General features: G+C 71.2%; 20 protein-coding genes. 8 read left to right on the forward strand and 12 right to left on the reverse strand.

Going from position 1 to position 26,021, the window contains the following annotated elements; genetic code table 11:
- The first annotated feature begins 5 nt into the window (after window positions 1-5).
- Window positions 6-1,748 carry a P-loop NTPase family protein gene (locus tag ABT025_RS35625; protein ID WP_502972105.1) on the forward strand — a complete coding sequence of 581 codons (1,743 nt, stop codon included), beginning with the start codon at window positions 6-8 and terminating at the stop codon, window positions 1,746-1,748.
- Window positions 1,745-2,989: an MATE family efflux transporter gene (locus ABT025_RS35630; protein WP_351002818.1), complete on the forward strand. Its 1,245-nt coding sequence runs from the start codon at window positions 1,745-1,747 to the stop codon at window positions 2,987-2,989. The genes ABT025_RS35625 and ABT025_RS35630 overlap by 4 nt, the downstream gene beginning before the upstream one ends.
- On the opposite strand, the gene ABT025_RS35635 is transcribed toward ABT025_RS35630, so the two are convergent.
- Complete coding sequence (locus tag ABT025_RS35635; protein ID WP_502972104.1) at window positions 2,958-4,463, reverse strand: hypothetical protein; 1,506 nt, start codon at window positions 4,461-4,463, stop codon at window positions 2,958-2,960. The genes ABT025_RS35630 and ABT025_RS35635 overlap by 32 nt on opposite strands.
- A 113-nt stretch (window positions 4,464-4,576) precedes the next feature.
- On the opposite strand from ABT025_RS35635, the gene ABT025_RS35640 reads away from it, so the two are divergent.
- Window positions 4,577-5,737: a glycosyltransferase gene (locus tag ABT025_RS35640; RefSeq protein ID WP_351002819.1), complete on the forward strand. Its 1,161-nt coding sequence runs from the start codon at window positions 4,577-4,579 to the stop codon at window positions 5,735-5,737.
- Window position 5,738: 1 nt separating this feature from the next.
- On the opposite strand, the gene ABT025_RS35645 is transcribed toward ABT025_RS35640, so the two are convergent.
- Genes ABT025_RS35645 through gmd form a run of 5 tightly spaced genes read right to left on the reverse strand, consistent with a single transcriptional unit; the run spans window position 5,739 to window position 13,315 of the window.
- On the reverse strand, window positions 5,739-6,566 hold the full coding sequence (locus tag ABT025_RS35645) for a glycosyltransferase family 2 protein (RefSeq protein ID WP_351002820.1): 828 nt from the start codon (window positions 6,564-6,566) through the stop codon (window positions 5,739-5,741).
- Entirely contained in the window at window positions 6,563-7,264 is a 702-nt protein-coding gene (locus tag ABT025_RS35650; RefSeq protein WP_351002821.1) for an Rv1352/Rv1906c domain-containing protein, read from the reverse strand. The genes ABT025_RS35645 and ABT025_RS35650 overlap by 4 nt, the downstream gene beginning before the upstream one ends.
- Window positions 7,261-9,519: a LamG-like jellyroll fold domain-containing protein gene (locus ABT025_RS35655; protein WP_351002822.1), complete on the reverse strand. Its 2,259-nt coding sequence runs from the start codon at window positions 9,517-9,519 to the stop codon at window positions 7,261-7,263. The genes ABT025_RS35650 and ABT025_RS35655 overlap by 4 nt, the downstream gene beginning before the upstream one ends.
- Window positions 9,516-12,305 carry a LamG-like jellyroll fold domain-containing protein gene (locus ABT025_RS35660; RefSeq protein ID WP_351002823.1) on the reverse strand — a complete coding sequence of 930 codons (2,790 nt, stop codon included), beginning with the start codon at window positions 12,303-12,305 and terminating at the stop codon, window positions 9,516-9,518. Before ABT025_RS35660 ends, ABT025_RS35655 begins: the two co-directional genes overlap by 4 nt.
- Window positions 12,302-13,315: a GDP-mannose 4,6-dehydratase gene (gene gmd / locus ABT025_RS35665; RefSeq protein WP_351002824.1), complete on the reverse strand. Its 1,014-nt coding sequence runs from the start codon at window positions 13,313-13,315 to the stop codon at window positions 12,302-12,304. The genes ABT025_RS35660 and gmd overlap by 4 nt, the downstream gene beginning before the upstream one ends.
- 115 nt (window positions 13,316-13,430) lie before the next feature.
- Between gmd and ABT025_RS35670 the strand changes: the two genes are divergently transcribed.
- Entirely contained in the window at window positions 13,431-14,414 is a 984-nt protein-coding gene (locus ABT025_RS35670) for a GDP-L-fucose synthase family protein (RefSeq protein WP_351002825.1), read from the forward strand.
- A gap of 100 nt (window positions 14,415-14,514) precedes the next feature.
- Here the strand turns inward: ABT025_RS35670 and ABT025_RS35675 are convergent, their stop codons facing one another.
- A complete protein-coding gene (locus ABT025_RS35675) occupies window positions 14,515-16,017 on the reverse strand; it encodes a sugar transferase (RefSeq protein WP_351002826.1) in 1,503 nt (500 codons plus the stop codon).
- Between the two features lie 417 nt (window positions 16,018-16,434).
- Between ABT025_RS35675 and ABT025_RS35680 the strand changes: the two genes are divergently transcribed.
- On the forward strand, window positions 16,435-17,694 hold the full coding sequence (locus tag ABT025_RS35680) for an FAD-binding protein (protein WP_351002827.1): 1,260 nt from the start codon (window positions 16,435-16,437) through the stop codon (window positions 17,692-17,694).
- An 88-nt stretch (window positions 17,695-17,782) separates the two neighbouring features.
- Here ABT025_RS35680 and ABT025_RS35685 read toward each other — a convergent pair whose 3' ends face one another.
- A complete protein-coding gene (locus ABT025_RS35685) occupies window positions 17,783-18,775 on the reverse strand; it encodes an MASE1 domain-containing protein (RefSeq protein ID WP_351002836.1) in 993 nt (330 codons plus the stop codon).
- A gap of 63 nt (window positions 18,776-18,838) precedes the next feature.
- Window positions 18,839-19,672 carry a PP2C family protein-serine/threonine phosphatase gene (locus ABT025_RS35690; RefSeq protein WP_351002828.1) on the reverse strand — a complete coding sequence of 278 codons (834 nt, stop codon included), beginning with the start codon at window positions 19,670-19,672 and terminating at the stop codon, window positions 18,839-18,841.
- A gap of 260 nt (window positions 19,673-19,932) precedes the next feature.
- Between ABT025_RS35690 and ABT025_RS35695 the strand changes: the two genes are divergently transcribed.
- Window positions 19,933-20,232, forward strand: coding sequence for a DUF1876 domain-containing protein (locus tag ABT025_RS35695; RefSeq protein ID WP_351002829.1), 300 nt, complete (start codon window positions 19,933-19,935; stop codon window positions 20,230-20,232).
- 95 nt (window positions 20,233-20,327) lie between these two features.
- On the opposite strand, the gene ABT025_RS35700 is transcribed toward ABT025_RS35695, so the two are convergent.
- A complete protein-coding gene (locus ABT025_RS35700; protein WP_351002830.1) occupies window positions 20,328-21,632 on the reverse strand; it encodes a pectate lyase in 1,305 nt (434 codons plus the stop codon).
- Between the two features lie 282 nt (window positions 21,633-21,914).
- Between ABT025_RS35700 and ABT025_RS35705 the strand changes: the two genes are divergently transcribed.
- A complete protein-coding gene (locus ABT025_RS35705; RefSeq protein WP_351002831.1) occupies window positions 21,915-22,562 on the forward strand; it encodes a DUF6629 family protein in 648 nt (215 codons plus the stop codon).
- Window positions 22,563-22,640: 78 nt separating this feature from the next.
- On the opposite strand, the gene ABT025_RS35710 is transcribed toward ABT025_RS35705, so the two are convergent.
- Complete coding sequence (locus tag ABT025_RS35710; protein WP_351002832.1) at window positions 22,641-24,335, reverse strand: acyl-CoA dehydrogenase family protein; 1,695 nt, start codon at window positions 24,333-24,335, stop codon at window positions 22,641-22,643.
- Between the two features lie 56 nt (window positions 24,336-24,391).
- On the reverse strand, window positions 24,392-25,003 hold the full coding sequence (locus ABT025_RS35715) for a TetR/AcrR family transcriptional regulator (RefSeq protein WP_351002833.1): 612 nt from the start codon (window positions 25,001-25,003) through the stop codon (window positions 24,392-24,394).
- 459 nt (window positions 25,004-25,462) lie between these two features.
- On the opposite strand from ABT025_RS35715, the gene ABT025_RS35720 reads away from it, so the two are divergent.
- Window positions 25,463-25,942, forward strand: coding sequence for a lamin tail domain-containing protein (locus ABT025_RS35720; RefSeq protein WP_351002834.1), 480 nt, complete (start codon window positions 25,463-25,465; stop codon window positions 25,940-25,942).
- Window positions 25,943-26,021: the final 79 nt, after the last annotated feature.

Raw genomic sequence — 26,021 nt, forward strand, 5'->3', positions numbered from 1 at the left:
ACCCGATCCGCGCCCTGGAGGACCAGGACGAACCCGCGCTGCTGCGGGACCAGTTCCGCCAGCTCCTGCGCTACCGCGCCCTGCTCGCGTGCGGCGTCGTCGTCGGACTGCTCGGCGCCGGCTGGCTGGCCCTGAGCGGCGAGGACACCTACACCTCCACCGGTGAGGTGTCCGTACGCTCCGCGACCTCGGACCCCTTCGCCGCGGGCGCCTCGGCCGACAAGGGCATCAACATCGGCTCCGAGCGCCAGACCGCGGTCAGTGACGCCGTGGGCACCGTGGCCGTCGGCTCGCTCGTGAAAACCGGCGACGCGGTGGAGGTGGGGACCCTGCTCTCCGGACTCCAGGTCACCAACCCGCCCAACACGCTGGTCCTCAGGTTCTCCTACACCGGCCGCACGCCCGAACAGGCCAAGGCCCGCGCCCAGGCACTGGCCGAGGCCTATCTGGAAATACGCCGGGAACGCACCGAGAACAGCATCGACAACATGGTCGACGGCTACCGCGCCCAGCTGAAGCCGCTCACCGAACAACGCGACCGGCTGGCCGAGCAGGAGACCGGCACCGTCGGCAACGACGTCACCAGCGCACGGGCCAACCTCATCGTCTCCATCTCCGAACTGAGCCAGAAGATATCGGAGTTGCGGGCACTCGACACGACACCGGGCTATCTGAACAAGAAGCCTGTCGTACCCGAGACGCCCAGCGGTGCCGGGCTGCCCCTGCTCCTCGGACTCGGCGGCGTGGTCGGCCTGGCGCTCGGCCTGCTGCTGTCCTGGGTCCGGCTCGTCTTCGACCCCGCAGTCCGCTCCACCAGGGAACTCGTCCGCTCGCTCGGCGCCCCGCTGCTCGGCACCCTGCCCAGGGAACGAGCCGCGGCCGGAACCCTGCTCGCCATCGGGCGCGGCGGCAGCAGACTGGCCGAGGAGTACAGGGCGGTGGCCTTCCGGCTCGCGTACGACCCCTCGTTCACCGAACGCCGCCGGCTTCTGGTCACGGCGCCCCGCGGGGACAACGCCATGGCGACCGCCGCCGCTGCCAACCTCGCGGCCGCCTTCGCCGAGATGGGCCGCGACGTCCTGCTGGTCGAAGCCGATCTGAGGGCCCCGTCCCTGGCCGCGGAACTCGGCGCGGCGGGCCGTGGCGGCCGGCCCAGCTGGGCCGCCGAACGCGACGAGCGCACCTGGCCCTCGGACAGCCGCACCAACGTGGACGTACCCGGATCGGGGGCGTTCACCCTGATCGCCGGCCGTCGAACGGACAACGTGCCGCGCGCCCTGACCTCCGCGCCCGTCGGCCGCATCCTGGCCGAGGGCGGCCGGCCCGGGGCCGTCGTCATCGTGCTGGCCCCACCCGTGCTCTCGTACGCCGACGCCGTCGCGCTCATCGACCGTGTCGAGGGCGTCGTGGTGGTCTGCGACCCGCGCGAGGTGCACCGCAGCGACCTGGAGCGGATCCGCGAGATCATCGGTGCGGCAGGCGGCTCCGTGCTCGGCACCCTGCTCCACCCCGGCTACGGACGCCTGGAGCGCAGGGCCCGCCGGAAGGCGGCCAAACGCCGCGGCCGCGGCAGGCAGACAGCCCCGCGCGGCCACGACGGCCGCGACGGCGGTGACACGAAGGGCCCCGACCGGGCGGACGCCTCCGGGCACACCGGCGACCCCACCGAGACACTCGGTCTGCGCACGCTGGACAGTGGCGACGGGCGCGGCGGCAGCGATCACAACAGCACCGCGGGACACAGATGAGGGCACGCACCGCGGTCGTCTGCTCGGTCGCGGACCAGGGGGTGGCCGCGCTCACCAACATCCTGGTGCTGGTGGTGGCCGCCCGGCTCTCCACCGTCGCCGACTTCGCCCGCTTCTCCGCCGTCTACCTCGTCTTCACCGTGCTCCTCGGGGTGTCCGGCGCCTACACCGGCCAGCCACTGGTGCTGCGCCGCGGGGCGAGTGACGAGACACGCGGCGCCTGCCGGTCCGCGCTCGGGTTCACCCTGCTCGTCTCGGCCGTCATCGGCGGCCTGCTCGCCGCCGTCTGCGCGATGCTGCCGGGGGAGACGGCGCGCGCCCTGACCATGCTCGGAATCGTGCTGCCGGCCGTCCTCGCGCAGGACACCGCCCGCTACGCCTTCGCCACCCTGCAGGCGCAGCATCTGGCGCTTGCCGCCGACACGCTCCGACTGGTCTGTGTCCTCGGCGCGCTGTCCGTACAGCCGCACGGCACACCGGCGGCGCGGCTGGTCATCGTCTGGGGCCTCTCCGCCCTGCCCGCGCTCGTGCTCTCCGCGGCCGTGCTGCACCGCAGGACGGCCGGCACCCCGGTGCTGCTGAAACCGTTGCTCAGGAAGGGGCATCTCGGGCGCCGGTTCGTCGTCGAGTTCGGCGTGGGCAATGCGACCAGCCAGCTCTCCGTGCTCGGGCTCGGCGCGGTCGGCAACCCCCTGGTCGTCGGCGCCCTGCGCGGTGCCACCACTCTCTTCGGCCCGCTCAACGTACTTTTCACCTCGGCCACCGGTTTCGGCCCCCCGCTCATCGGACGGCTCGCCACCGAACGGCTCAGGGTCCGGGCCACCGCCGCGCTGGCCGGCGTCCTGGCACTGACCGCAGCCGGCTGGGCCACCGTCCTCGCCCTGCTGCCCGGCTCGGCCGGCCGGCATCTGCTCGGCGACACCTGGCCGACGGCGGCGGCTCTGCTCCCGGCGACCGGCAGTCAGTACGCCGCCATGGCCGTCGGCACCTGCGGACTGCTGGCGCTCAGACTCCTCGATCCGCGCACCACACTCTCCATCCAGGTGGTCTTCTCCCTTGCCGCGGTCGCCTTCCTCGCCGGCGGCTATCTCCTCGGCGGAGTGATGGGCGCCGCCTGGGGCCTGTGCCTGGGTTCCGTGTGCAAGGCGGTCGCCACCTGGACCCGGGTGGCCCGGCTGACCCGCCGGGGCGAGCCCGTGGTCGCCCCGGTCAGTGCGACCGCCGCCGGCTCCGGTCCGTGAAACCGGTGACCAGCGCGAGGCACAGTGCCGCGATTGCCAGTTTCCCGACGGCCTGGAGCAGCGGGCCGCGCAGCAGGATGAAGGTGTATCCCGCGATCAGCGGTGCGGTGATCGCCAGGACACTGCCGGGCCCCGGGCCGTCGCGCGACACCGCCCGCGCGTACCGGCGGTCTGTGCGGGCGGCGGCGTAACCGATGAGGGCGAGACCACCGACCATGCCAGGTGCCCCGAAGTCGACCCAGAGCTCGGTCCACAGCGGCGCGGAGAGGTTGGTCATGTTCATCCCCATCCACTGCCCGACGCGCACCCCGGTGTCCTCAGGCTTGCCGCTCCACGCGGCCCGCGGTACGAAGAAGAAGACGGAGCCCGCCAGCTGGCGGCCGTACGTGTGGCCACGGGTGTCGACCCAGGAGATGGTGTTGGCGAACATCACCGTCTGGTCGTAGTCCTTGGTGGCCAGCGGCTCGAACACCGAGGAGGACTGCACAGGGCGGTACCCGGTGTCGTCGTAGCGGAACCGGTCCGCGTACGGGAACAGCACCAGGGCGCCGATCACCCCCATGGCCAGCACCGAGCGGTACATCGCCGCACTGCTGGGGAACGCCGTGAACAACAGCGAGACCAGCACCGTCAGGAACCAGTAACGGGCGTTGGATATCGGGTTGTTCACCACCAGGTTGACGGCTGCCAGCGCGATCCACACCAGGACGGTGGACGGCGCGCGCCGCGCCCGGCGCGAGGTCACCAGCCGTCGGGTGTAGAAGAGCAGCGCCAGCAGCGCGGGCACGGTACCGAAACCCTTCAGGAACGCCGAGCCCACATTGGACTCCCCGGAAGCGACCCCGCTCTCCGCGACCGAGGCGCTGATCTCCTGCCTGCTGGAGAAGAACACGGCGGGCCCGCCGAGCTTCAGCACGTAGTAGCCGCTCGCCGCGAACGCGAGCAGCACCAGCAGCCGCAGCCTGACCGGGTGTGCCGTGGCGGGGCCGCCGCCTCCGCGGTCCGGCGTGCGCCGCCGCAGCGGACGCCGGGACGCCAGTAGCGCCCCGAGGTCGAAGGCCGTGCACCCCACGAGGATCAGGGCGATCGCCGTGACCAGATCGGCCCGCGGCCCGACCATCGGCGTCGGCGTCTGACCGATGACCGCCTGGGCGAACGGCGCCACCCCCATCGCGATGTACACGAACATCCAGAAGACGCCCTGCAGCAGCCGCCGCCGCGTGGACAGGACCATGGTGGCCAGCCGGGCCCCCGCGTAACACGTCAGCACGAGCTGCAGCCAGTACGCGGTGTCCCGGGAACCGGTCCCGGGCTGGGCGGCGATCAGTGCGGGCAGGAAGCAGACGAGCCCCAGGATGAGCGGCACGGCCATCGCCCGCGACAGCATCGCCCAGGACATCGGCCTGGCGGCCGGCTCGACCGACGGGCGCGGGCTGTCGCCCCGCACGGGCGCGGACGGCGGTGCGGACGTCATCGTTCCCCCGTTCCGTGAGCCTGCGACCCTTTGAACACCTTAACGAATCAACCCACTTGAGGTGATGTGATGACTAGTCTGTGAACAGCCGGCCGAGGTCGAGGGGAACCCTGGTGAAGATCCTGCACATCGTCACGCTGCACACCCCGGACCACGCCTTCGGCGGTCCGACCCGGGTGGCCCTGAATCTGTCGAAGGTCCAGCGCGCCGGGGGCGACGACGCCCGGATCATGGCGCTGGGCGACGGCTTCGACGGCCCGCTGCCCGGCGACGTGGAGGGGGTGCCCGTCCACCTCTTCCAGGCCCGCCACCTGCTGCCGATGTTCGAGGTCAGCGGAATCACCTCCGGAGCGCTCCTGCTGTCGGCGCGCCGCATGATGCGCGGCGCCGACCTCGTCCATGTGCACCTGATGCGCGACCTGGTGACGCTGCCCGCCGCGCTGCTCGCACTGGCCACCCGAACCCCGCTCGTCGTGCAGACGCACGGCATGGTTGACCCCACCGAGAAGCGCGTGGCACAGCTGACCGACCTGCTGGGGGTACGCAAGGTCCTGCGCGGCGCGGACGCGGTGCTCCACCTGACCGAGGCCGAACGGATCGATGTCAACGCGGTCGCGGCCCCCGTCGCGCTCACCAGGACGGTGCGCCTGGTCAACGGCGTGCGCCCGCAGGAGCTCAAGCCCGCCCGTGACCCGGCCCGCCCGCCGACCGTTCTCTTCCTCGCCCGGATCCAGGAACGCAAGCGGCCGGAGGACTTCGTGGCCGCGATGCCCGCGGTCCTCGCGACCCACCCGGACGCGCGCTTCGTCCTGGCCGGACCCGACACCGGCGCCCTCCCGGGCACGCTGCGACTGGCCCGCAGCCTGGGCGTACTGGACTCGCTCGACCATGTGGGGCCGCTCAGCCACGAAGAGGTGCTGGCCGCCGGACGCCAGGCCGATGTGTACGTCCTGCCGTCGATCGAGGAACCCCTGGGCGTCTCGGTCCTCGAGGCGATGTCCGTCGGTACCCCCGTGGTCATCACCCGTACCTGCGGCCTCGGCCCGGACGTCGCGCAGGCCGGAGCCGGCCGGGTGATCGACAGCCGGGTGGGTGAGGACGAGGCCAACGCGCGGAAGGTCGCGCAGGCCGTCCTGGAGCTGCTGGAGCCCGAGGCCAACGCCGAGGCCGGGCGGGCCGCCTGGGAGCTGGTCAACGAGCACTTCACCATCGACGTCGTGACCGGGACGCTCCGGCGGACCTACGAGGACGTGGTCCGCCGGAGGCGTCGTTGACTCAAGCGGCAGGCGTCTCGCGCGACTTGAGCGCTATCTGCCATCGGTAGAAGCTCATCGCAAGGGCGAAGTCGAACCCCGCCCGCCCGTCCAGGAAGCCCCGCCGGTACAGGTACATGTACGCGAAGGACACCAGCGGCTTGAACGGCGCCTTGTGGAAGAGCTGCCCCTGCCGGGACTTGACCCGGCGCACCTGTTCCTTCACGTCGGGGTGGTGCTCCAGCCACGCCTCCCAGTCCGAGTACCGGTTGTGCCGCTCGAACCAGGCGGTCACCGGGTCGAGGTCCTGGTGCTCGATCGGACTGCGGAGTGAGCCCGCACTCTCCGCGACCGGCTGATAGTGCCCCTCCACCTCTCCGATTCCCGGCGCGGCGAGGTCGCCCACCTCCGGATAGCGACTGCGGGTACGGTCGGTCAACGAGCGCTTGCGGATGGTGTATCCGTGCCGCAGCCGCTTCCCCGAGAACCAGTACCCCAGCGGGATGTCGTACGCCGCCGGCCTCGGCGCGTCCGGATCGGCGAAGACCTGACGCAGCTCCGCGAGCAGCCCGGGACTCAGCCGTTCGTCCCCGTCGAGCAGCAGGATCCAGTCCAGGTCCGTGCGGACGTGGTCCAGGCACCACTGCTTCTTTCTGGGGTGTCCGCCGTCCCAGGTGTACATGACGACCTCGGCCCCGCACTCCGCGGCGATCTTCGCCGTGTCGTCGGTGCTGTGCGAGTCGACTACGACGACCGCCTCGAAGTGGCCGAGGACCGACTTCACCGCCTCGGCGATGTTGAGCCCCTCGTTCTTCGTGGGGATCGCCACGGCTATGGGCAGCTTGCTCATCCGTTGTCTCCTTCGGGCAGCCAGGCGTAGCAGCCTGTGGAGGTGAAGGTGCGGGCCGCGCTCGGGATCGTGATCACGGTCCGCTTCCCGTCGTCGGAGGAGCCCGACGCCAGGCCCTTCCCGTTCGCCCCGGCGATCTGCCAGCTGCAGGTCGTGGTGGGGGTGACGTCGCGGTAGCGCCCCGGACGAAGTTGCCCGCCCTCGTACGTCCCGTCGGCGTAGCCGCCGGCCGCCTGTTCCACCAGGTCCTGGTGCTGGACGCACAGGTGCGCCACGGCCGGCTTCGCGTCGGCGATCTCGCCGGTGACGATCGCGCCGACGGCCGTGTCCCGGTCCACCTTGACGAGATAGGTCAGCCGGTCGCAGGTCTCCTGTCCGGTCTGGAGCACGGCGGCCGGGTCCATGCCCTTGGGTACCCGGTCGACGAGGTACTCCTTCTGCTTCTTCGTGAACGAGCCGGTGGCCGGGGTCAGTTCGTCGCTCGGAACCCTGGGCTGGGCGCTGGTGGGCGAGGCCTTCGGCCCGGTGGAGGGCGCGCCCCCGTCCTCGGCCTCCGGTCCCGCCACAGGCTGCGACGCGGCGGTGGGACCGGCTCCGGCCACCTTCTCCTTGCCCCCGTCGGAGGACGATGATCCACAGGCGGCCAGCGCCGCCGTCATGACGACGACGGCGGCGCCGGCCAGGAACGGATACCTCATCCACCCGTCCTCAGTGCATAGTGGGCGGCGACCTTCGAGCTGCTCAGCACGGTCGGGTATACCGCCGTCTCGTCGATCTGCCCGGCGAAGAAGTTGCTGGTCGGACGGTTCGGCCAGCCGGACAGATTGTCCCCGCCGACCCGCCAGTAGCCCTGGTAGTTCCTGTTGCCGGTGTACAGCGGGTTGGTGGCGCGGAGCTGCCCGTCGACGTACAGCGCCATGCCTCCGGAGCCCTGAGTGGCCACCACATGGTGCCAGGCCCCGTCGTTGTACGCGGCGGAAGTGGCCACCGCCCGGTAGCCGCCGCTGTAGATCCCGAACGCCAGACGTCCGTCATTGCGCATGTAGACGCTCTTGTCGTGCTGGCCGCTGTCCTCCATGGTCAGATTGCCGAACCCGAGGATGTTTCCTCCTCGGGTGGTCGTCGTCTTGATCCACGTCTCCACCGAGAACGTGGCCGGCGAGGCGCTCGGCCTGTTGCCGTACGCGTACTCGTCCGTGCCGTTGAAACCGATGGCGGTCGACGGACCGGCGATCGCGGCCGGCGTCTGCCGGTAGGAGGGCGCGTTGCGCAGGAAGCCGTTGTTCAGATTGCCCGAGGCGTCGGCGGCGAACGTCGAGGTGGCCTCGTCGTACCGCCAGTACAGTGACGCGCCGTCGGCGTTCACCCTGGCGGGATAGGCCTCCGCCGCGGACGCCACGACCGCCGTCACCGCAGGCGACTTGGCGCTGGTGTTGGTGCCGTCGCTCGCGCTGATCCGGTAGGTGTGCGTCTCACCCGGTGCCACGTCCGGGTCCGTCCACGTGAGTTGCGGACGGTTCCAGAACACCGAGAAGCCCGTGGTGGTGTGGACCGGGGTGCTCGCGCCGTCCTTGTAGATCCGGTAGGTAAGTGTCCCGTCGTCGGTGTCGAAACTGGTCTGCCAGTTCACGTCCACCTCGCCCGAACGGACCGTTGAGACACTGGCGTTGGGCACCCAGGGCGCCCCCGTGTCCGGGCCGTCGGTGAACCGCGTCAGTCCCTGCTGCCCGGCGCCGTTGACGGTGGTGAACTCACCGCCCACCCACAGGTAGTGGTGACCGCCCTTGTCCGTCTGAGCCATCACCCGCGGACCGACCGGTTCACCGATGCCGTCATTGGTGTCCGGGAACCACGGCAGCAGCTTCGGGTCGTCCACCGACTGGGCCAGCAGGTGCTTGCGCGGCTGGTCGGGGAATTCACCCATGGACGCGCAGTCGTGGGCGTGACTGCCGCTGTACAGAACGCCGTTGTGCACCAGCAGTGCCTGTGTGGCGCCCAGGCAGGTGTCGCGCCAGACCTGGGAGAAGGTGGCCAGGTCGAGGGCGATCCGGCCGTCGAAGACACCGCCGCCGGTCCCCTCGTTGGCGGTGTAGAACTGGGTGGCGTCCGAGGTGAGGTCCTGCACCGTGGAAGTGTTGGGAATGAACCCCGGATAGCTCTTGTCCAGGGCGCCCGTGGTCGCGTCCACCACGGCCAGCGCGTGCGAGTTCGTCCCGTTGACGGTGAAGAAGTCGCCGCCGATCACCACGTGCCGGCCGTCGGGCGTGAGCTCCACGGCCCGGCCGACCTCGTCCGTGTTCGCGGTGAACGGCTTGAGCTGGGCGCCCGTGGTCACGGCGGCGAACTTGTTGCGGGTCTGCCCTGCGACGCTGTTGAAGTCACCGCCGAGATACACCGTGTCATCGGTGACGGCGAGGGCCCGCACCGTCGCGGATACGGCGACCTTGAAGTCATCGCGGGGGGTGCACGTGGCCGTGTCGACGGCCGCGATGTTGCTGACCCCGACCCCGTTGACCGCCCCGAACTGACCCCCCGCATAAAGAGTGTCGCCGTCCGGGGACAGTACGAGGGAGCGCACGGTCGCGGTCCCCGAGGAGAGGGTGAAGGACAGGTTGCAGCCGGTGGGCGCTCCGGTCGCGGCGTCGAACGCGGCGAAGTTCACCGCCGGCTGCTCGGACGTACCGGCCGCTGCGTCCGGCGGCCGTACGGTGGAGAAGGTGCCGCCCGCGTAGACCACCCCGTCGGCCGACGCGGCCATCGACCAGACGATGCCGTTGGTCTGCCAGGTGGACAGGTCGTCCGCGGTGATCGACACCGGCGGCGTGAGGGCCGCTGCCGGGGAGCCCCCGGCAGCGGCGGCGCTCAGGGCCCCGGCGAGCAGGCAGAGCGCGGCGGCCGCGGCGCGCGTGCGGCCGCGGGCGCCGCGTCTGCGCCCCGTACTTTCGTTCATCATTCAGCTCCGAAGGTGAGAACGAGCTGCGGCCGGTAGGCCGCGGTTGCGACCTCGCTCGACCAGATGCGGAGACTGTCCGTCCCGCTGCTGGTGAGGGCGAGTGAGTAGGCGGAGCCCAGGGCTCCGCCCAGCGCCGGCGCGTTCAGCTCCACCGAGTAGTCGGTGGAGACGGCGGTCGCGCCGGAGATGGTCCCCAGAACCGTCGCGGCGAGCGACGGCCGGGTGTTGTAGGTGACCGCCGACTCGGTCCACGCGCCGGTGACCGGCACGAGAGTGTGGCTGTCGGCCGAGCCCGCGGTGGAGTCCGACGAGGTACGGAAGGTGAGCCGGGCGCTCTTGAGCTTCTGCCCGGCCGGGGCGGCGGGGAGGGTGAAGCGGAGGTACCCGAGATACGGCGTGGTGCCCCGGGAGGCGAGCTGGGTGTCGTTGTAGGCGGTGTTCGCCGCGACACCGTTGACGTACGCGTCCTCCGTCGGCGTCAGCGTGACCGTGGTGTCGCCGGGCCCGGACGGGGTGTCGGCCAGATCGTGGTGCGCGGCCACCTGGGCGGCGGTCAGCGCGGACGGGTAGACCGCCGTCTCGTCTACCTGTCCCGCGAAGTAGGTGCTGGTCGGACGGTTCGGCCAGGCGGTGGCCATGGCGTCCCCGCCCACCCGCCAGTAACCGTTGTACGACCGGTTGCCTGTGGTGGTGTTCGCGCCGGCCTGTACGCCGTCCACGTACAGCCGCATGCCGGACGGACCCTGGGTGGCGACCGCGTGGTGCCAGACGTTGTCGTTGTACGAGGCGGCCGAGGTGATCGTCGGCCGGCTGCTGGAGCTGCCGACCTGGACGCCGAAGGCGAGACGCCCGTTGTCGGTGAGGTAGAGGATCTTGTCGGAGATCCCGCTGGTGTGCCCCTGGGCGGTGCCGATGTTGCTGCCGTACCCGACGATCCGCCCGCCGCGGGTCGTGCCGGTGCGGAACCACGTCTCGATGGAGTACGGGGTCGGCGAGGTGTAGTGGTGCAGCCGGTCGCTGTAGACGTACTCGTCGGTGCCGTTGAGGGCGAGAGCTGCGGAGCCGGTCACGGCGGACGGGGCCGAGCGGTACGGGGGGGCGTTCATGTACACGCCGCCGTCGGCGTTGTCCGAGGCGTCCGAGGCGAACGCGCCGCCCGCCTCGTCATAACGCCAGTACAGGTCCGCCCCGTCGGCGAGTACACGCTCCGCGTACGGACTCGCCGAACCGGACGCGATGACGGAGACGTTCGCGGAGAGCGCGCTGGTGTTGGTGCCGTCGCTCGCGGTGATCCGGTACGCGTAACTGCTGCCCGCCACCACGTCGGTGTCGGTGAAGGTCAGCTGCGGCCGGCTGAAGAACAGCGACGAGCCCGTCGTGGTGTGCACCGGCGTCGTTCCGCCGTTGCGGTACACCCGGTAGGTGAGCCGGCTGTCGTCCAGGTCCAGGCTCGCACGCCAGCTCACCCGCACCGCGCCCGCCCGCGGCGCGGAGAGGCTGACCACGGGCGCGGAGGGCGCGCCGGTGTCCGGGGAGTCGGCGAACCGGGTGAGTGCCTGCTGCGCGACGCCGTTGACCGTGGTGAACTCGCCGCCCACCCACAGGAAATCGTGTCCGCCGCGGGACGAGACGGTCAGCGCCCGCGGTCCCACCGGCTCACCGATGCCGTCATTGGTGTCCGGCAGCCAGCCGAGCATCGCCGGATCGTCGACGGACTGTGCGGTCAGGTGCTTGCGGACCTGGTTGGGGAATCCACCCATGGTGGAGCAGTCGTGGACATGGCTGCCCGCGTACAGCACCCCCCGGTAGACCCGCAGCGCCTGTGTGGCGCCCTGGCAGGTGTCCCGCCAGCGCTGGTCGAAGGTGGTGAGATCCATGGCGAGACGTCCGTCGAACGAGGCGCCGCCGACACCCTCGCCGCCCACGTACCACCCTCCGGACGCGGTGTCGGTGACGATGTCCTTGATCACGGCGGACGACGGGATGAAGCTGTTGGTGTAGGCGCGGGTCAGCGCGCCCGTGCCGGCGGAAGTCACCGCGAGCGCATGCGAGTTCGCGCCGCCCACCGTGACGAAGTCCCCGCCGATGAGCACGCTCTGCCCGTCCGGGGTGACCTTCAGCGTCCTGCCGGGATCATCGGCGTCCGGATTCCAGGCCGTCAGCGCACCGGCTGCCGTGACCGCGCCGAAGAAGCGGCGGGTCTGGCCGTTGACGCTCTGGAAGTCGCCGCCCGCGTAGACCGTGCCGTTCGCCGCCACGTCGAGCGCCCGCACGGTCGCCCCGAAGCTGGGAGCGAACCCCGGGCGAAGCGTGCAGGTGGCGGTGTTGATCGCGACCAGGCCGTTGGCGGTGGTGCCGTTCACCGCGCTGAAGTAACCGCCCGCGTACAGCGTGGACTTGTCGGGGGAGACCGCGAGCGCCCGCACCGTCGCGGTGCCGCTGCTGCGCGTGAAGGAGAGCGAGCAGCCGGTGGGCGCTCCGGTGGCCGCGTCGAACGCGGCGAAGTTGACCGCCGAGGTGGTGTTGCTGCCCGCGGGGGAGCCGGGCGGGCGGACATTGCTGAAGGTGCCGCCCGCGTAGACGACCCCGTTCGCCTCGGCGAGGGACCAGACGATGCCGTTCGTCTGGTACGTGGCGAGGTTGTCGGCGGTGAAGCCGACCGGCGGAGTCAGTGCGGCGGCCGGGGGAGCGGTGGCCGCGGAGGCGGTCAGGACTCCGGCCGCTAGGGCGAGAACGGCGGCGAACACACCGCCTCGGCTGCGTCCGAGACGCCCGTGGCACCTCATCGGTCCACCCGCACGGCCGCTCCGGTGAGCTGGTCGGCCAGCTGCCGGACATCGGCGTCGACCATGATCCGGGCCAGCTCCTGCGACTTCACGGCGGGCTTCCAGCCCAGTTGTTCCGCGGCCTTGGACGCGTCCCCGATCAGCGCGTCGACCTCGCTGGGGCGCTCGTACTTCGCGTCGTACCGGACGTGTTCACGCCAGTCGAGACCGGCGTGCTCGAAGGCGTACTCCAGGAACTGCCGGACGCTGACCCCCTCGCCGGTCGCCACCACGTAGTCGTCAGGGGTGTCGCACTGGAGCATCCGCCACATCGCGTCGACGTACTCGGGGGCGTACCCCCAGTCGCGCACCGCGTCCAGGTTCCCCAGGTGCAGATGCGTCTGCAGACCCGCCTTGATCCGGGCCACCCCGCGGGTGATCTTCCGGGTCACGAAGGTCTCGCCGCGGCGCGGCGACTCATGGTTGAACAGGATTCCGTTGACCGCGAACATCCCGTACGCCTCGCGGTAGTTGACGGTTGCCCAGTAGGAGTAGACCTTGGCGACGCTGTACGGGCTGCGCGGATGGAAGGGGGTCTGCTCGTTCTGCGGCGGCGGGTTGGCGCCGAACATCTCCGACGAGGACGCCTGGTACACCCGGGTGTCGATGCCGCTGGCGCGCACGGCCTCCAGCAGTCGGATCGTCCCCAGACCGGTGATGTCACCCGTGTACAGCGGGGCGTCGAAGGAGACCCGGACGTGCGACTGCGCGCCGAGGTTGTAGACCTCGTCGGGCCGGATGTCGCGCATCAGGTTCACGAGGGCCACCCCGTCGGCGAGATCGGCGTGGTGCAGCACGAACGAGCGGTTCTCCTCCTCCGGTCCCTGGTAGATGTGGTCGATCCGCTCGGTGTTGAAGCTCGACGAGCGGCGTATGAGGCCGTGGACCGTGTATCCCTTCTGGAGCAGCAGCTCGGACAGGTACGAACCGTCCTGTCCGGTCACGCCGGTGATGAGCGCGGTCTTCGCCATGTCTCCCCCTTCTGCGGCCGCCTGCGAGGCGGTCGGGCAACACCGAAATTTCAGAGTTTGAGTGATCTGCGGTAAAACGTCCCCGCGTCATACAGCTGCTGGCACAATCCGAGCCATGACGACTGATCTCCCCGGCCCTCCCCAGGAATCCGTCCCGTCCCTGCTACGCCCCGGCGCCCGGGTGTTCGTCGCCGGCCACCGCGGTCTGGTGGGCTCGGCGCTGGTGCGCCGACTGACCGCCGACGGCCATGAAGTGATCACCCGCGGGCGCGACCGCCTCGATCTGCGCGACGCCGAGCGGACCGGGTCCTTTCTGCGTGATGTGCGTCCCGACGCCGTGGTGCTCGCCGCCGCGAAGGTCGGCGGAATCATGGCCAACAGCACGTATCCCGTGCAGTTCATCGAGGACAACCTGCGCATCCAGCTGAGTGTGATCGCAGGCGCGCACGCCGCCGGGGTCGAGCGGCTGCTCTTCCTCGGCTCGTCCTGCATATATCCCAGACTGGCCCCGCAGCCCATCCCCGAGACCGCACTGCTCACCGGCCCCCTGGAGCCGACCAACGAGGCCTACGCCCTCGCGAAGATCGCGGGAATCGTGCAGACCCAGTCCTACCGTCGCCAGTACGGCGCCTCGTACATCAGCGCCATGCCGACCAATCTCTACGGGCCGGGCGACAACTTCGACCTGGAGACCTCGCACGTCCTGCCCGCGCTGATCCGCCGCTTCCACGAGGCGCGACGGAGCGGCGCCCCGGCCGTCACGCTCTGGGGATCCGGAAGCCCCCGACGTGAGTTCCTGCACGTCGACGACCTGGCCGCCGCCTGCGTACTGCTGCTGGAGCGGTACGACGGTGACACGCCCGTCAACATCGGCTCCGGCAAGGATCTGATGATCCGTGAACTTGCCACGACCATCGCTGAGGTGACGGGCTATCAGGGAAAGGTCGACTGGGACACGGCCAAGCCGGACGGCACCCCGCGCAAGCTCCTGGATGTGTCCCGGCTCTCCTCCCTCGGTTTCGAGCCGCAGATCCCGCTGCGCGACGGAATCGCGCGGACCTACGCCTGGTGGCTGGAACAGCAGGGCATAAAGGTCTGACCCGCTCCCGGGTCCGCCCCCCGCGGCCGGGTGGACCGTCGCGACCGCGCGACAGACCACCCGGCCCGTTCTTGTCTCTCTCATCCGGCGCCGCCCGTGCTCAGTACGCCCCGCGGCCGTCGGTGACGGCGCGCAGCGTACGGGCCATGAGTCCCATGTCCGTGGCCACCGACCAGTTGTCGACATACCACAGGTCGAGCGAGACGGTCTCCTGCCAGGACAGGTCGGACCGCCCGCTGACCTGCCAGAGGCCGGTGAGGCCCGGCCTGACCGCGAGCCGCCTCAGCTCACGCTCGTCGTAACGGGACACCTCGTCCGGCAACGGCGGCCGCGGCCCTACCAGGGACATGTCACCCCGCAGTACGTTGAAGAGCTGGGGCAGCTCGTCGAGGGACGAGCGGCGCAGCAGGCGGCCGACGCGGGTCACCCGGGGATCCCGGCGCATCTTGAACATCGGACCGTCGTTCTCGTTCGACGTCACCAGCTGCGCCTTGTGCTGCTCGGCGTCCACCACCATCGAGCGGAACTTCCACATGGTGAACGGCCGGTTGTGCCGCCCCTGACGGATCTGCCGGTGGAAGACCGGACCGGCCGAAGTGAGCCGGACCGCGGCCGCGATCATCAGCAGCAGCGGAGCCAGGGCGATCAGGCCGAGAGCCGCACCGGTGCGGTCGACCGCGGCCTTGAGCGCCTGCTGCGGGCCGTGCCGCAGCGGCGGCACGATGTGCAGAAGGGTCAGCCCGGCCGCCGACGAGGGGCGGACCCGGCTGTCGGCGATCTCCGAGAGGTGCGACAGCACGGACAGGTCGAGCCCGCCGTCGTGCAGTCCCCAGGACAGCCGCCGCAACCGTTCCTCGGCGAGCCGCGGCCCCGGCACCACCAGCGCCATGTCCGCTTCGTGGGCGAAGGCCGCACCCAGGACCGTCGAGGCGTCGTCGTCGGCGGGCTCGGGAGCGAGCCGTCCCGGCACCGGTGCCTCGCAGGTCAGGGCCGCCGTCCCCACGGGCACGGCGGCCACCACGAGGTAGCCGTGATCCGCCCGGGAAGCGAGCAGCCGCACCGCCCGGTCCAACCCCGAGGCCTCGCCGACCACCAGGACGCGGCGGACCGTCCGAGTCCGACCGGACCACGGCAGCCGTCGCGCCCCGGAGATCACCGCGGTCGTCAGCAGGCCCGGAATCAGCGCCACGACGGCCGTCGCCGGATCGATGGTGCCGTCGACCACGGTCCAGAGCACCGCCATCAGGCCGATGAGCAGCAGCCAGTCCCCGGTGGCGGTCAGCGCACCAGGCGGCCTGCCCGTGCCCCGCACCGCGTACCGGCCGCGCGCGGCCCGTACGCCGGACCACACCATCGCGGCCGCGGCTGCGCCGGCCAGGGCCCTGGGCTGTCCGGCGGTGCGCAGGACGAGCCAGGCGGGTATCCCCAGGCCGAACAGGTCGAAGCCGATGACGAGTGGCAGATACCGGCCCGGTCCTTTCCTGGGCCCGGGCCGGGCGGAACGGTCGCGCTGTACGGTCTGGCCCTGCCGCAGCCGGTCGAACTCCTGGCTGCGAGGCCTGTGCGAAGCGGCCCGTGGACGAGGCGCCCCCGCCAGTCCCACGGGTCCTGATATTTCGGATTCGGGTAGCTCGACATGCCCCATGAACCCCCCAGTCACAGTTGCATTGCCACAAACGGGGCGCATCCGCCGATCCAGTGGACTGACGGATGCGCCATCGCTCGGTGCACGATATCCACACACGTGCCATTTCGCTGGAGTTCCAGTGAAGTTCAGACATGCGAGATGGCCCGGGACTCGTCCCGTTCCGTACCGGATCTCAGGTTCTGTGGTCGGCTGTTGGTATTTGGGCCATGGCGGAATCGGATGGTGTGCGGATATGTACCTTCACTTGTCAACTACGTTGCGTGATAACTGGGTTGATCGCTAACAGTCGCTCGCCCCCGCTGTCCCTGCCGCTGTCTGGGAGAATGCGGTGCCGGGGACAGTGCCCGGCCATGAGCGAAAGAGGAACGCACGGTGACTCCCGCGGAGACCAACTGGGCCGGCAACATCACCTTCGGGGCGAGGCGGTTGTGCACGCCCCGTACGGAGGCCGAACTGCAGGAGACGGTCGCCGCCTCCACCACGGTGCGGGCCCTGGGCACCCGGCACTCGTTCAACACGGTCGCCGACACCGCCGGAGACCTCGTCTCGGTGGCCGGGCTGCCACGGACGGTCGACATCGACCCGGTGGCGCGGACGGTCACGGTCAGTGCCGGGCTCCGCTTCGGCGAGTTCGCCGGCGAACTCGACGAGAGCGGCTTCGCGCTGCACAATCTGGGCTCTCTGCCCCACATCTCCGTGGCCGGTGCCTGCGCGACCGGAACCCACGGTTCGGGTGTCGGGAACCGCTCCCTCGCGGGGGCCGTCCGGGCCCTGGACATGGTGACGGCGGACGGTGGGACGGTCACCCTGCGGCGCGGCGACGCGGACTTCGCCGGCGCGGTGGTGTCCATGGGCGCCCTGGGCGTGGTGACCCGGGTGACGCTGGACCTGGTTCCCGCTTTCGATGTTCAGCAGTGGGTCTACGAGGACCTGCCCGAATCCGTGCTGACCGGCGGATTCGACGAGGTGATGTCGGCCGCGTACAGCGTCAGCGTCTTCACCGACTGGCGGCCGGGGCCGGTGGGTCAGGTCTGGCTCAAGCAGCGAGTAGGGGACGAGGGGCCGCAGCGGGCTCCGGCCGAGTGGCTCGGCGCCCGGCTCGCCGACGGTCCGCGGCACCCGATCCCCGGGGTACCGGCCGGGAACTGCACCCGCCAGGAGGGAGTCCCCGGCTCCTGGCACCGGCGCCTGCCGCACTTCCGGCTCGAGTTCACCCCGAGCAACGGCGACGAACTGCAGTCCGAGTACTTCGTGGCACGGAAGGACGCCGCCGCCGCGTACGAGGCCGTGGGCCGGCTCAGGGACCGGATCGTCCCCCTGCTGCAGATCTCCGAGATCCGCACCGTGGCCGGCGACGACCTGTGGCTGAGCCCCGCGTCCGGCCGTGACTCGGTGGCCTTCCACTTCACCTGGGTCCCCGACGGCGATGCCGTCGCACCGGTCCTGGCGGAGATCGAGGAGGCGCTGGCGCCGTTCGGTGCCCGCCCGCACTGGGGCAAGGTCTTCAGCACCACCCCCGATGTCCTGCGCAGCCTGTACGCGCGGTACGAGGACTTCGAGAAGCTGATGGCCCGTTACGACCCGGCCGGCACGTTCCGCAACGACTTCCTGGACCGGAACTTCCCCAGGTGACCTCCGGCCACCTCCCGGTCGGCTCCCCGGGCCGGAAATTCCCCGGTGGACCCCTGCCGCGTCCCGGGCCGGTCCTGCTCCGGCGGGATCAGCGGCTCTCGCGTTCGTCCCTGGCCCGGGACGGCCAGGCGGCCGCGGATCTGCCCGGGGCGAGCTGTTCCACCACATCGGCCAGCTCCTCGCAGGCCCGCTCGATCCGGCGCCGTACGTTCTGCTGTTCGGCGACGACGGCGGCCAGCAGCAGCGCGGTGAGCGCGACGGCCCCGTTCAGGATCGTGAGGTTGATCATCACCTCGACGATGGTGTGGTTCGCGAACGGCCCCACCTGCTCCGTGCCCGCGACGATCGCCATGACGGACATCAGCAGGGCGCACGGCGCGCTGCCGGCGAGCTGGAAGCGCAGCGCTGCCCAGATGAGGATCGGGAACATCAGATAGATCATCGACAGCGAGCTGCGCGTGGCCAGGAGCGAGCCCGCCACCGCGACGACCAGCAGCGCCCCCGCCTCCGCCCACCGGTCGGAGAGCCGCGGCATCCGCACCTTGCGCAGTACGAGCAGCAGCGGGGTGACGACGAGGACGCCCATGACATCCCCGGCCCACCATGCCGCCCATACCGACCAGAATCCGTCGGGGAGCTTGCCGTCGGCCAGCAGCACTGCGGTTCCCGTGGTCGCGCTGATCGCCATGCCGGCCATCGCGCCCAGGAAGACCAGGACGACACCGTCGCGCAGCCGGTCCAGTTCGGCGCGGAAGCCGACTCTGCGCAGCAGCAGGAACGCGCAGACGGGCGCGAGAGTGTTGCCCGCCACGACGAGGGCGGTGGACGCCGTCACCGATCCGCTGAGGGTGGCGATGACGAGCAGGGAGCCGAGCGCGATCCCGGGCCAGACGCGCAGCCCCATGTACAGCAGGGCGCTCAGTGCGATCCCGGTCGGTGGCCACAACGGAGTGATCACCGCCCCGTGGACGGTCACCTTCCGGAGCAGCCCCAGGTCCGCGGCCACGTAGTAGGCACCGGCGACGGCCAGGACACGGAGTAATGCCACGGCCGTGCGTCGGTGCCTCTCGCTGTGGATCACAGCTCTCATCAGACACCGGCGGTGACGGGAGGCGGTCGCGTGACACGCGCCGCTCCCCCCGCCTCATCCGGAGGCGGGGGGAAACGTCTCGTGGCGCAGGACGAGCACGGCGGCGTCGTCCTTGTGCCCGGTACGCTCCGCGGTCCCCAGGATCGCGTCGGCCAGCTCGTCCGCGCTGTCGCCGACGCGCGAGCTCACCAGCCGTACGACGGCATCCAGCCCCTCGTCGATGGAGTACGACGGCCCTTCGATCACACCGTCGGTGAGCAGGACGAAGGCCCCGCCGGTCGTGAGCCGCCGGGTGGTGACCGGATACTCCTCACCGCTCTGGATCCCGAGCGGCAGACCGCCCTCGTCCTCGGTGACGCCGGAGCGCCCGTCGGCCGTGGCCCACACGGCGCCCACATGACCGGCACGGGCACTCTGGAGTTCCCGGGTCCGTGGATCGATCCGGACGAAGGTGCAGGTGGCCAGGGGGCCGGAGTCCACGGCCAGCAGCAGGTCGTTGGTCCGGCGCACGACTTCGCCCGGATCGGTGGCGGTGGTCGCGAGCGCGCGCATCGCGATCCGGATCTGGCCCATGAAGGCCGCCGCCTCGACGTCGTGTCCCTGCACGTCCCCGATGGCGAAGGCGAGCGAGCCGTCCGGCAGCAGGAACCCGTCGAACCAGTCACCGCCGATGTCCAGGCCGCTCTGCGCGGGGGTGTACCGGGCGGCGGTCTGCAGGCCGGGCAGGTCGGGCAGGACGGAGGGGAGCATCCCGCGTTGCAGTGCCTCGGCGAGCTCCACCCGCGCCTGGTGCAGCTCGACCTCCCGGCGTGCCCGCGAAGTGAGCTGCTGGAGGGTGGTGAGCAGTTCCCCGGCACTGGCCGGGCGGGGAGGGCGACGCCGATTCATGGGCCTCTCCGCTGGGCAGGTGGTGGCCATCTGCGCCACGGGTTCGTCGTGGCGGGTCGATCCGGGAGGTCGACGCTGGTGACCCGGAGGGCAAGGGCCGCGGCCCGGCTGCTGCGGGCGTGGTTCCTGCATCCTATTTCGGACCGGGGATCCGCGCAGGCCGAGCCGGAACGGGCGTGCGGAGCCCGTTGGGTGGATGCTGGGAATGGACCCGTACGGCGGCGGGCGCCCGCCTGCCGGTGCGGTCCGGGAGGTGCGCGATGAATCGCACGATGGAGTGGACGGTCCGTGTCGATCTGTCGGAGGACGACGGGACGACGAAGGCGGAGGCGGTACTGGACACCGGCACGGCGAAACTCACCGGCCACGGGGTCGCCCGATGCAGCCCGCAGGACCCGGACGTGCCGACCATCGGTGACGAACTGGCGGCCAGCCGCGCGATGCGCGATGTCGCCGGTCAGCTGATGAGTGTGGCCGACCGCGAGCTGGGCCAAGCGGGTGCGGGCCCGGGGGGCGGGCCCGTGCCGCCCCCGTACGCCTGGTCGGACGCGACGGCCTGACACCCGTCCGGCTGCTGCCGGCGGGGCATGGCCACGGTCGTGGAACCGCCCGCCCCGGGTCTCCGGGGCGGGCGGGTCCGGTACGTCACCGGTGATCAGTCGACATAGGTGATGTCGGAGGTGGCGTACAGGCAGTTCGTGCTGTCCGGGCCGGTGCCCGTCTTGGTGGGCTCGCCGCTCGTCACACCCTTGTACTTGGTGCAGACGTCGATGTCACGGTCGCCGTCGTCGTAGATCGTCACGCCGGAGAGGCGTGCCGTGTCACCGTAGTTCGGGTTGATCCCCACGAGGCCGTCGCCCGGTGCGGTGATCCACACGTTCTGCACCTGGACGTGCCGGCCGTACTGGGTCGAGCAGTTGCCGCAGGAGCGGTAGAGCTTGCCGAAGTCGCTGACCTGGAAGTTCTTGATGATCAGGGTGCCTCCGCCGTTGTGCTGGAACACCTTGTCGTCCGCCAGCTTCGCGCCGCCGCCGTCGATCGTGCGCACCAGCGAGGAGGAGCTGCCGAGGAAGGTGGCGGCATCCTCGCCCACGTCCTCCCACCACACGTTCTTCAGGGTGCAGGCGCCCAGGCAGTGCACGCCGTCGGCGGCGGGCGAGCCGAGGATGACGTTTTGCAGCGTGGCACCGTCCGCCACCTCGATCAGGGCCGGCTGGTCCTCGTCCTGTCCGTCACTGCCCAGGTCGCCACTCCCGTAGAAGCGCTTCAGGCCGCCGTCGTAGGTGCCGGAGACCTTCATCGTCGAGGTCACGGCCTGGCTGCTGGTGGCAGTCGGCCACGCGGGCGGGGAGCCGGGGTCGGTCGGAGGGTCGGTCGGCGGATCCGTGGGCGGGTCGGTCGGGGTCGAACCGGCCGCGGTGAACGTCCAGCGCTTGCTGGTCACCGAGTCACAGGAGTTCTGCTGGACCAGGGCGCCGGCCGCGGTCGAACTGTCCTTCACGTTCAGGCACTTGCCGCCGTTGGCGTTGACGACCTGGTAAGTGGCGCCGCTGACCTGGGCGAGCGTCCACACCTGGCCGGCTCCGCCGGTGCAGCTCTGCTGCTCCACGGCCTTGCCCGCGCTCGTCGAGGCGTCGCGGACCCCGGCGCACCTGGCGCTGTGCGCGGCGGTCAGGGTGTAGCCGCTGCCGGAGGCCTTGAGCTGCCACGTCTGGTTCGCGGCGCCGCTGCAGGACCGCTGTCCGAGCTGGACGCCGTCGGAGGTTCCCGCGCCGGGAACCTCCAGACACAGTCCGCTGCCTGCGTTCGACAGGCTGTACGAGCCGGCTGCGGGGGCCGCCGTCGCTGAACCGGTCGCGAAGAGTGCCGTGAGTCCCGCGAGAACGAGCGAGGCGATCGCGACGAACGAGGCGGCTGCCCGGCCGCCTCTGCGTCTGGCATGCTGATTTCTGGTACGCACTGGGTGTTCCTTTCACCGCCTGCGGTGTCCTCCGCAGGCACCAATGAGTGGTTTGGTGCGGTGGTAGGCAATCCCTCGACCATCGGAACGACGTTCCTGATGTTCCGTATGGTGAACCGAGTTCTTGTATGAGAACAGCGGTGACGGTACGTCAACGGCATGCACCGGTCAAGAAGTGGGAGTGTCATGCTTCGGTGCCCGCCCGGCCGGGCCGTAGCGTGACCGGGGGAGCGGCCGCGGCGGAGTCCGGCCGACGGATATGACGAACCCCTGGGTGGCGCCATGTGCTGGAGTGCGACCGCCGATCTCGTCGCGGGTACGGCGATCGCGGCGATCGGCGCGGCCTGCGTGGCCCGGACCCGCCGGGCCCGGGACCTTCCGCTGGCGGCGCTGCCGCTGCTCCTGGGGGCCCATCAGATCATCGAGTCCGTGGTCTGGCGGTCGGACGGCGGTGCCGGTCCGGCCACCGTCGCCTGGGCGGTCATCGCCCTGCCGGTCCTGGCGCTGTGGGTGCCGTTGGGTGTGCTCTGCGCCGCCCCGCCGCAGGCCCGGCGCCGCCTCGTGGTCCCGCTGGCGGCGGGGGTGGCGACCTCGGCCGCTCTCGCGTACAGCCTGGCGACCCGGCCGGTGTCGGCGCAGATCCGCGGGCACACCCTCGGGTACGTCCTGGACCTGCCGCGGCCGGAACTGCTCGTGGCGGGCTACCTCCTGGCCACCGTCGGATCACTGCTCCTGTCCGGTGACCGGGTGCTGGTGTGGCTCGGCGTGCTGGTCGCGGGCGGGGCCGCGGTCTGCGCCGCGCTGTGGCGTCTGGAGTTCATCTCCACCTGGTGCGCGTTCGCCGCCGTCTGCTCGGTGGTCCTGCTCGGCTGGTCCGGCAGGCCCCGGGCCGGGTCCGCGGACCACCCCGCCCGGCCGGCCGGCCCGTGACGGACACGACGGGCCGGGCAGAGGCGGCGGGTCGGGCAGAGGTGATCGGCCGGGCGGCCCCGGCCCGCGCCCGCGGGCTCAGTCCTCGCCGATGTGCCGGGCCACGACCGCGGCCGCGTCCGTGCCCCGCGGCAGGATCCCGTACTGGTGACCGCGGCCCTCGCCGAGCCTGGCCTCGACGAACGCCTCGGCCATCGGCGCCGGGGCGTGACGCAGCATCAGCGAGGACTGCAGCGCCAGCGCCATGCCCTCGACCGTGGCCCGGGCCCGGGTCTGCGCGGCGACCGGGTCGCGCAGGTCGGCGGCGAGCTCCCGCCGCACCCGGCCGATGTGCGCGTCCAGGACTGCGCTGGCCCCGGACGTGCCGTCCAGCTCGGCCCAGAACGCCTCCAGGGACTGCGGGGTCCGGGCGATCCCGCGCAGCACGTCGAGGGCGATGACATTGCCCGAGCCCTCCCACACGGCCATCACCGGCTGCTCCCGGTAGCGGCGCGCCAGCGGCCAGTCCTCCGTGTAGCCGTTGCCGCCCAGGCACTCCAGCGCCTCGTAGGCGTGGTGGGGGCCCCGCTTGCAGATCCAGTACTTCGACACCGCGGTCGCCAGCCGCCGGAACATCGCCTCCTGCTCGCCGCTGCCGGCCTCGTACGCGTGGGCCAGCCGCATCGACGTCCAGGTCGCGGCCTCCGTCTCCAGCGCGAGGTCCGCGAGGACCGCGGTCATCGCCGGCTGGTCGGCCAGTCGCGCGCCGAACGCGCTGCGGTGGCGTGCGTGCCAGATCGCTTCCGACACCGACTGGCGCATGCCCGCAGTGGTGCCGAGGACGCAGTCCAGACGGGTGTGGTTGACCATCTCGATGATCGTGGGCACGCCTCGTCCGGGCTCGCCGACCCGCACGGCCCAGGTGTCGTCGAACTCGACCTCGCTCGACGCGTTCGACTTGTTGCCGAGCTTGTTCTTCAGCCGCTGGATCCGGACGGTGTTGCGTGTCCCGTCGGGCAGCACCCGGGGTACCAGGAAGCAGGTGAGGCCCGCCTCTGCCTGGGCCAGGACCAGGAAGGCGTCCGACTGCGGAGCGGAGAAGAACCACTTGTGGCCGGTCAGCAGATGGGCCCGGCCGTCCGCGTCGGAGGCCACCGGGACGGCCCGGGTGGTGTTGGCGCGGACGTCGGACCCGCCCTGCTTCTCCGTCATCCCCATGCCGAAGGTCAGGCCGGACTTGGCGGCCGGGGCGATCGGCCGCGGGTCGTACGAACGGCTCAGCAGGCCGGGCAGCCAGTCCCGGCCGATCCCGGGATCGCGCTGCAGGACCGGGACCACCGCGTGCGACATCGACATCGGGCAGCCGTGGCCCGGCTCGATCTGGGCGAACAGCATGAACGTCGCCGCACGCGCGACGGCGGCTCCCGGCTTGGGATCGGCCCAGCCCGCGGTGTGTGCGCCGTGCTCCACGGCCGCGCCGATGACCGCGTGATAGGCGGGGTGGAAGTCGATCTCGTCGATCCGGTTGCCGTACCGGTCGTGGGTGCGCAGAACGGGCGGGGAGGTGTGGGCGAGCTCGGCGTTGTGCTGGAACGCCTCCGAGCCGACCAGCCGGCCGATCCCGTGCAGCTCCTGCCCGTGCCACCCCGCACCGAACGCGTCGACAGCCTCGGTGAGGGGCGTGTTGGTGCCGTACTCGTCGAGGCCGGTGCGGGGCGGCGCCTGGTTGGTGACCTCGTGCGTGCGGTGTGGCGCGCCGGCCTCGGTGTGCGGGACGGGTGTGGTGGCGGTCATGACGGGACTCCTGTCTGGGGTTCGGGACGTTCGGCGCGCAGCGGCAGGTCGGCCGGTCAGCCGGCGGGGGCCCCGACGGCCCGGAGGCACAGAGCCGTGATGCCGTCCACGACCGGGTCCGGGTCGGTGCGTTCGCCGACCGGGGAGAGCGGGCCGAGCAGCGCCTCGCTGACCGCCCCGATGACGGCCGCGGCCGAGAGCCGGGGGTTCTGGGCGGGCAGTTCACCTGTTGTCACACCCGCGGCGACGACCGACTCGGCGAGCGCGTGGTAGCCGCGCCGGTAGGTCAGCCGCTCCTGTTCGACGAGCGGATCGACCGGCTCGGCCAGCAGCGCCCACGCCGTGCGCGGACTGCGCAGCGCACGGTACGAGAACACCTCGACCAGCGCCCTCACCTGTTGCGCCGCCCCGCTTTCCGCCTGCACCGCCTCGCGCACCGCGGCGAGCTCATGACCGGCGACATGACGGAAGACCGCGGCCAGGAGCTCCTGCTTCGAGGCGAAGTGGTTGTAGACGCTGCCGGTGGCGACGCCGGCGCGGTCGGCGAGCGCGGCGATGCTCGCCGCGGCGTAGCCGCCCTCGGTGAGCAGCTCCCGTGCGGCATCCAGCAGTCGCTCCCGGTGGGCGAGCCGGGTCGCCTCGGTGCGGGCGGTGGATCGGTAGGCCATGATGCTCTGAACCTCGATTCATACCTTGAGTGCCACTCAACCACTGCCGGCGGATCCGCGCAATCACTGGCTTGGATCGATGTTCGAGGGAACCTGCGTGCTGCTTTCCCGGGGTAACGGAACGGGCGTTCAGATCCGGCCGGCCGGCCGCTGTTACGGGTCCTGGGCCCCGGGTGACCGAGGTGAGGAGGAAGTGTGGCGGGGGTGTGGAGGTGCCCCGGCTTCCGTCAACCCGGTGCCGTGCGGGTGGGTGCAGCGAACAGCGATTGACAGGTACCCGGAGGATTCGGTTGATGTCGCGTACAACCGCGTGTGACGGAAATGTCTGCATCTCGTAACACGTGCCGGAGTGGTGTCCGGGCGCCGGGCAACCGGGGCCAAGGTTTGCCTTCCCGGCACCACGCCGGGGCCGAACAACGCCCGGACCGCAGGGTCCGGGCCTGCACTTGAGGGGTCTTCATGTCCCGTTCCGCACGACGGATCACCGCCGCCGTTCTCGCTTCCGGCGCACTGGTCGCCGCCGCCGCCCTCCCGGCGGTCGCAGACGACCACGACCACGGCCACGGCCGCGGTCACGCTCACCGCTCGGCCGTTGTGCTGGGCAAGATCCAGTACAACAGCCCCGGCCGCGACAACGGCTCGAACCGGAGCCTGAACGGCGAGTGGGTCACCGTCACCAACACGAGCCGCCACTCGGTCAACCTGCGCGGCTGGACCCTGCGTGACGAGAGCCACCGCACCTACAGGTTCGACCTGCGTCTGCCCGGCCGCTCCTCGGTGCGTGTGCACACCGGTGTCGGCCGCGACAGCCGCACCGACGTCTACCAGGACCTCCGCCGCTACGTCTGGGACAACAGCGACACGGCGACCCTGCGGGACGCCAACGGCCGCAAGGTCGACTCCAAGTCCTGGGGCCACCGCTACGGCGGCCACCGCTGACCCGTCGGCGGCCCGCCCACTGAACCCGGGGCGGCCGCCGCCCCCTCCTCGGCGGCGGGACCGGCCGGATGGTCCGGGT

The sequence above is a fragment of the Streptomyces sp. NPDC002809 genome (genome assembly GCF_040295435.1).
Classification (GTDB): domain Bacteria; phylum Actinomycetota; class Actinomycetes; order Streptomycetales; family Streptomycetaceae; genus Streptomyces.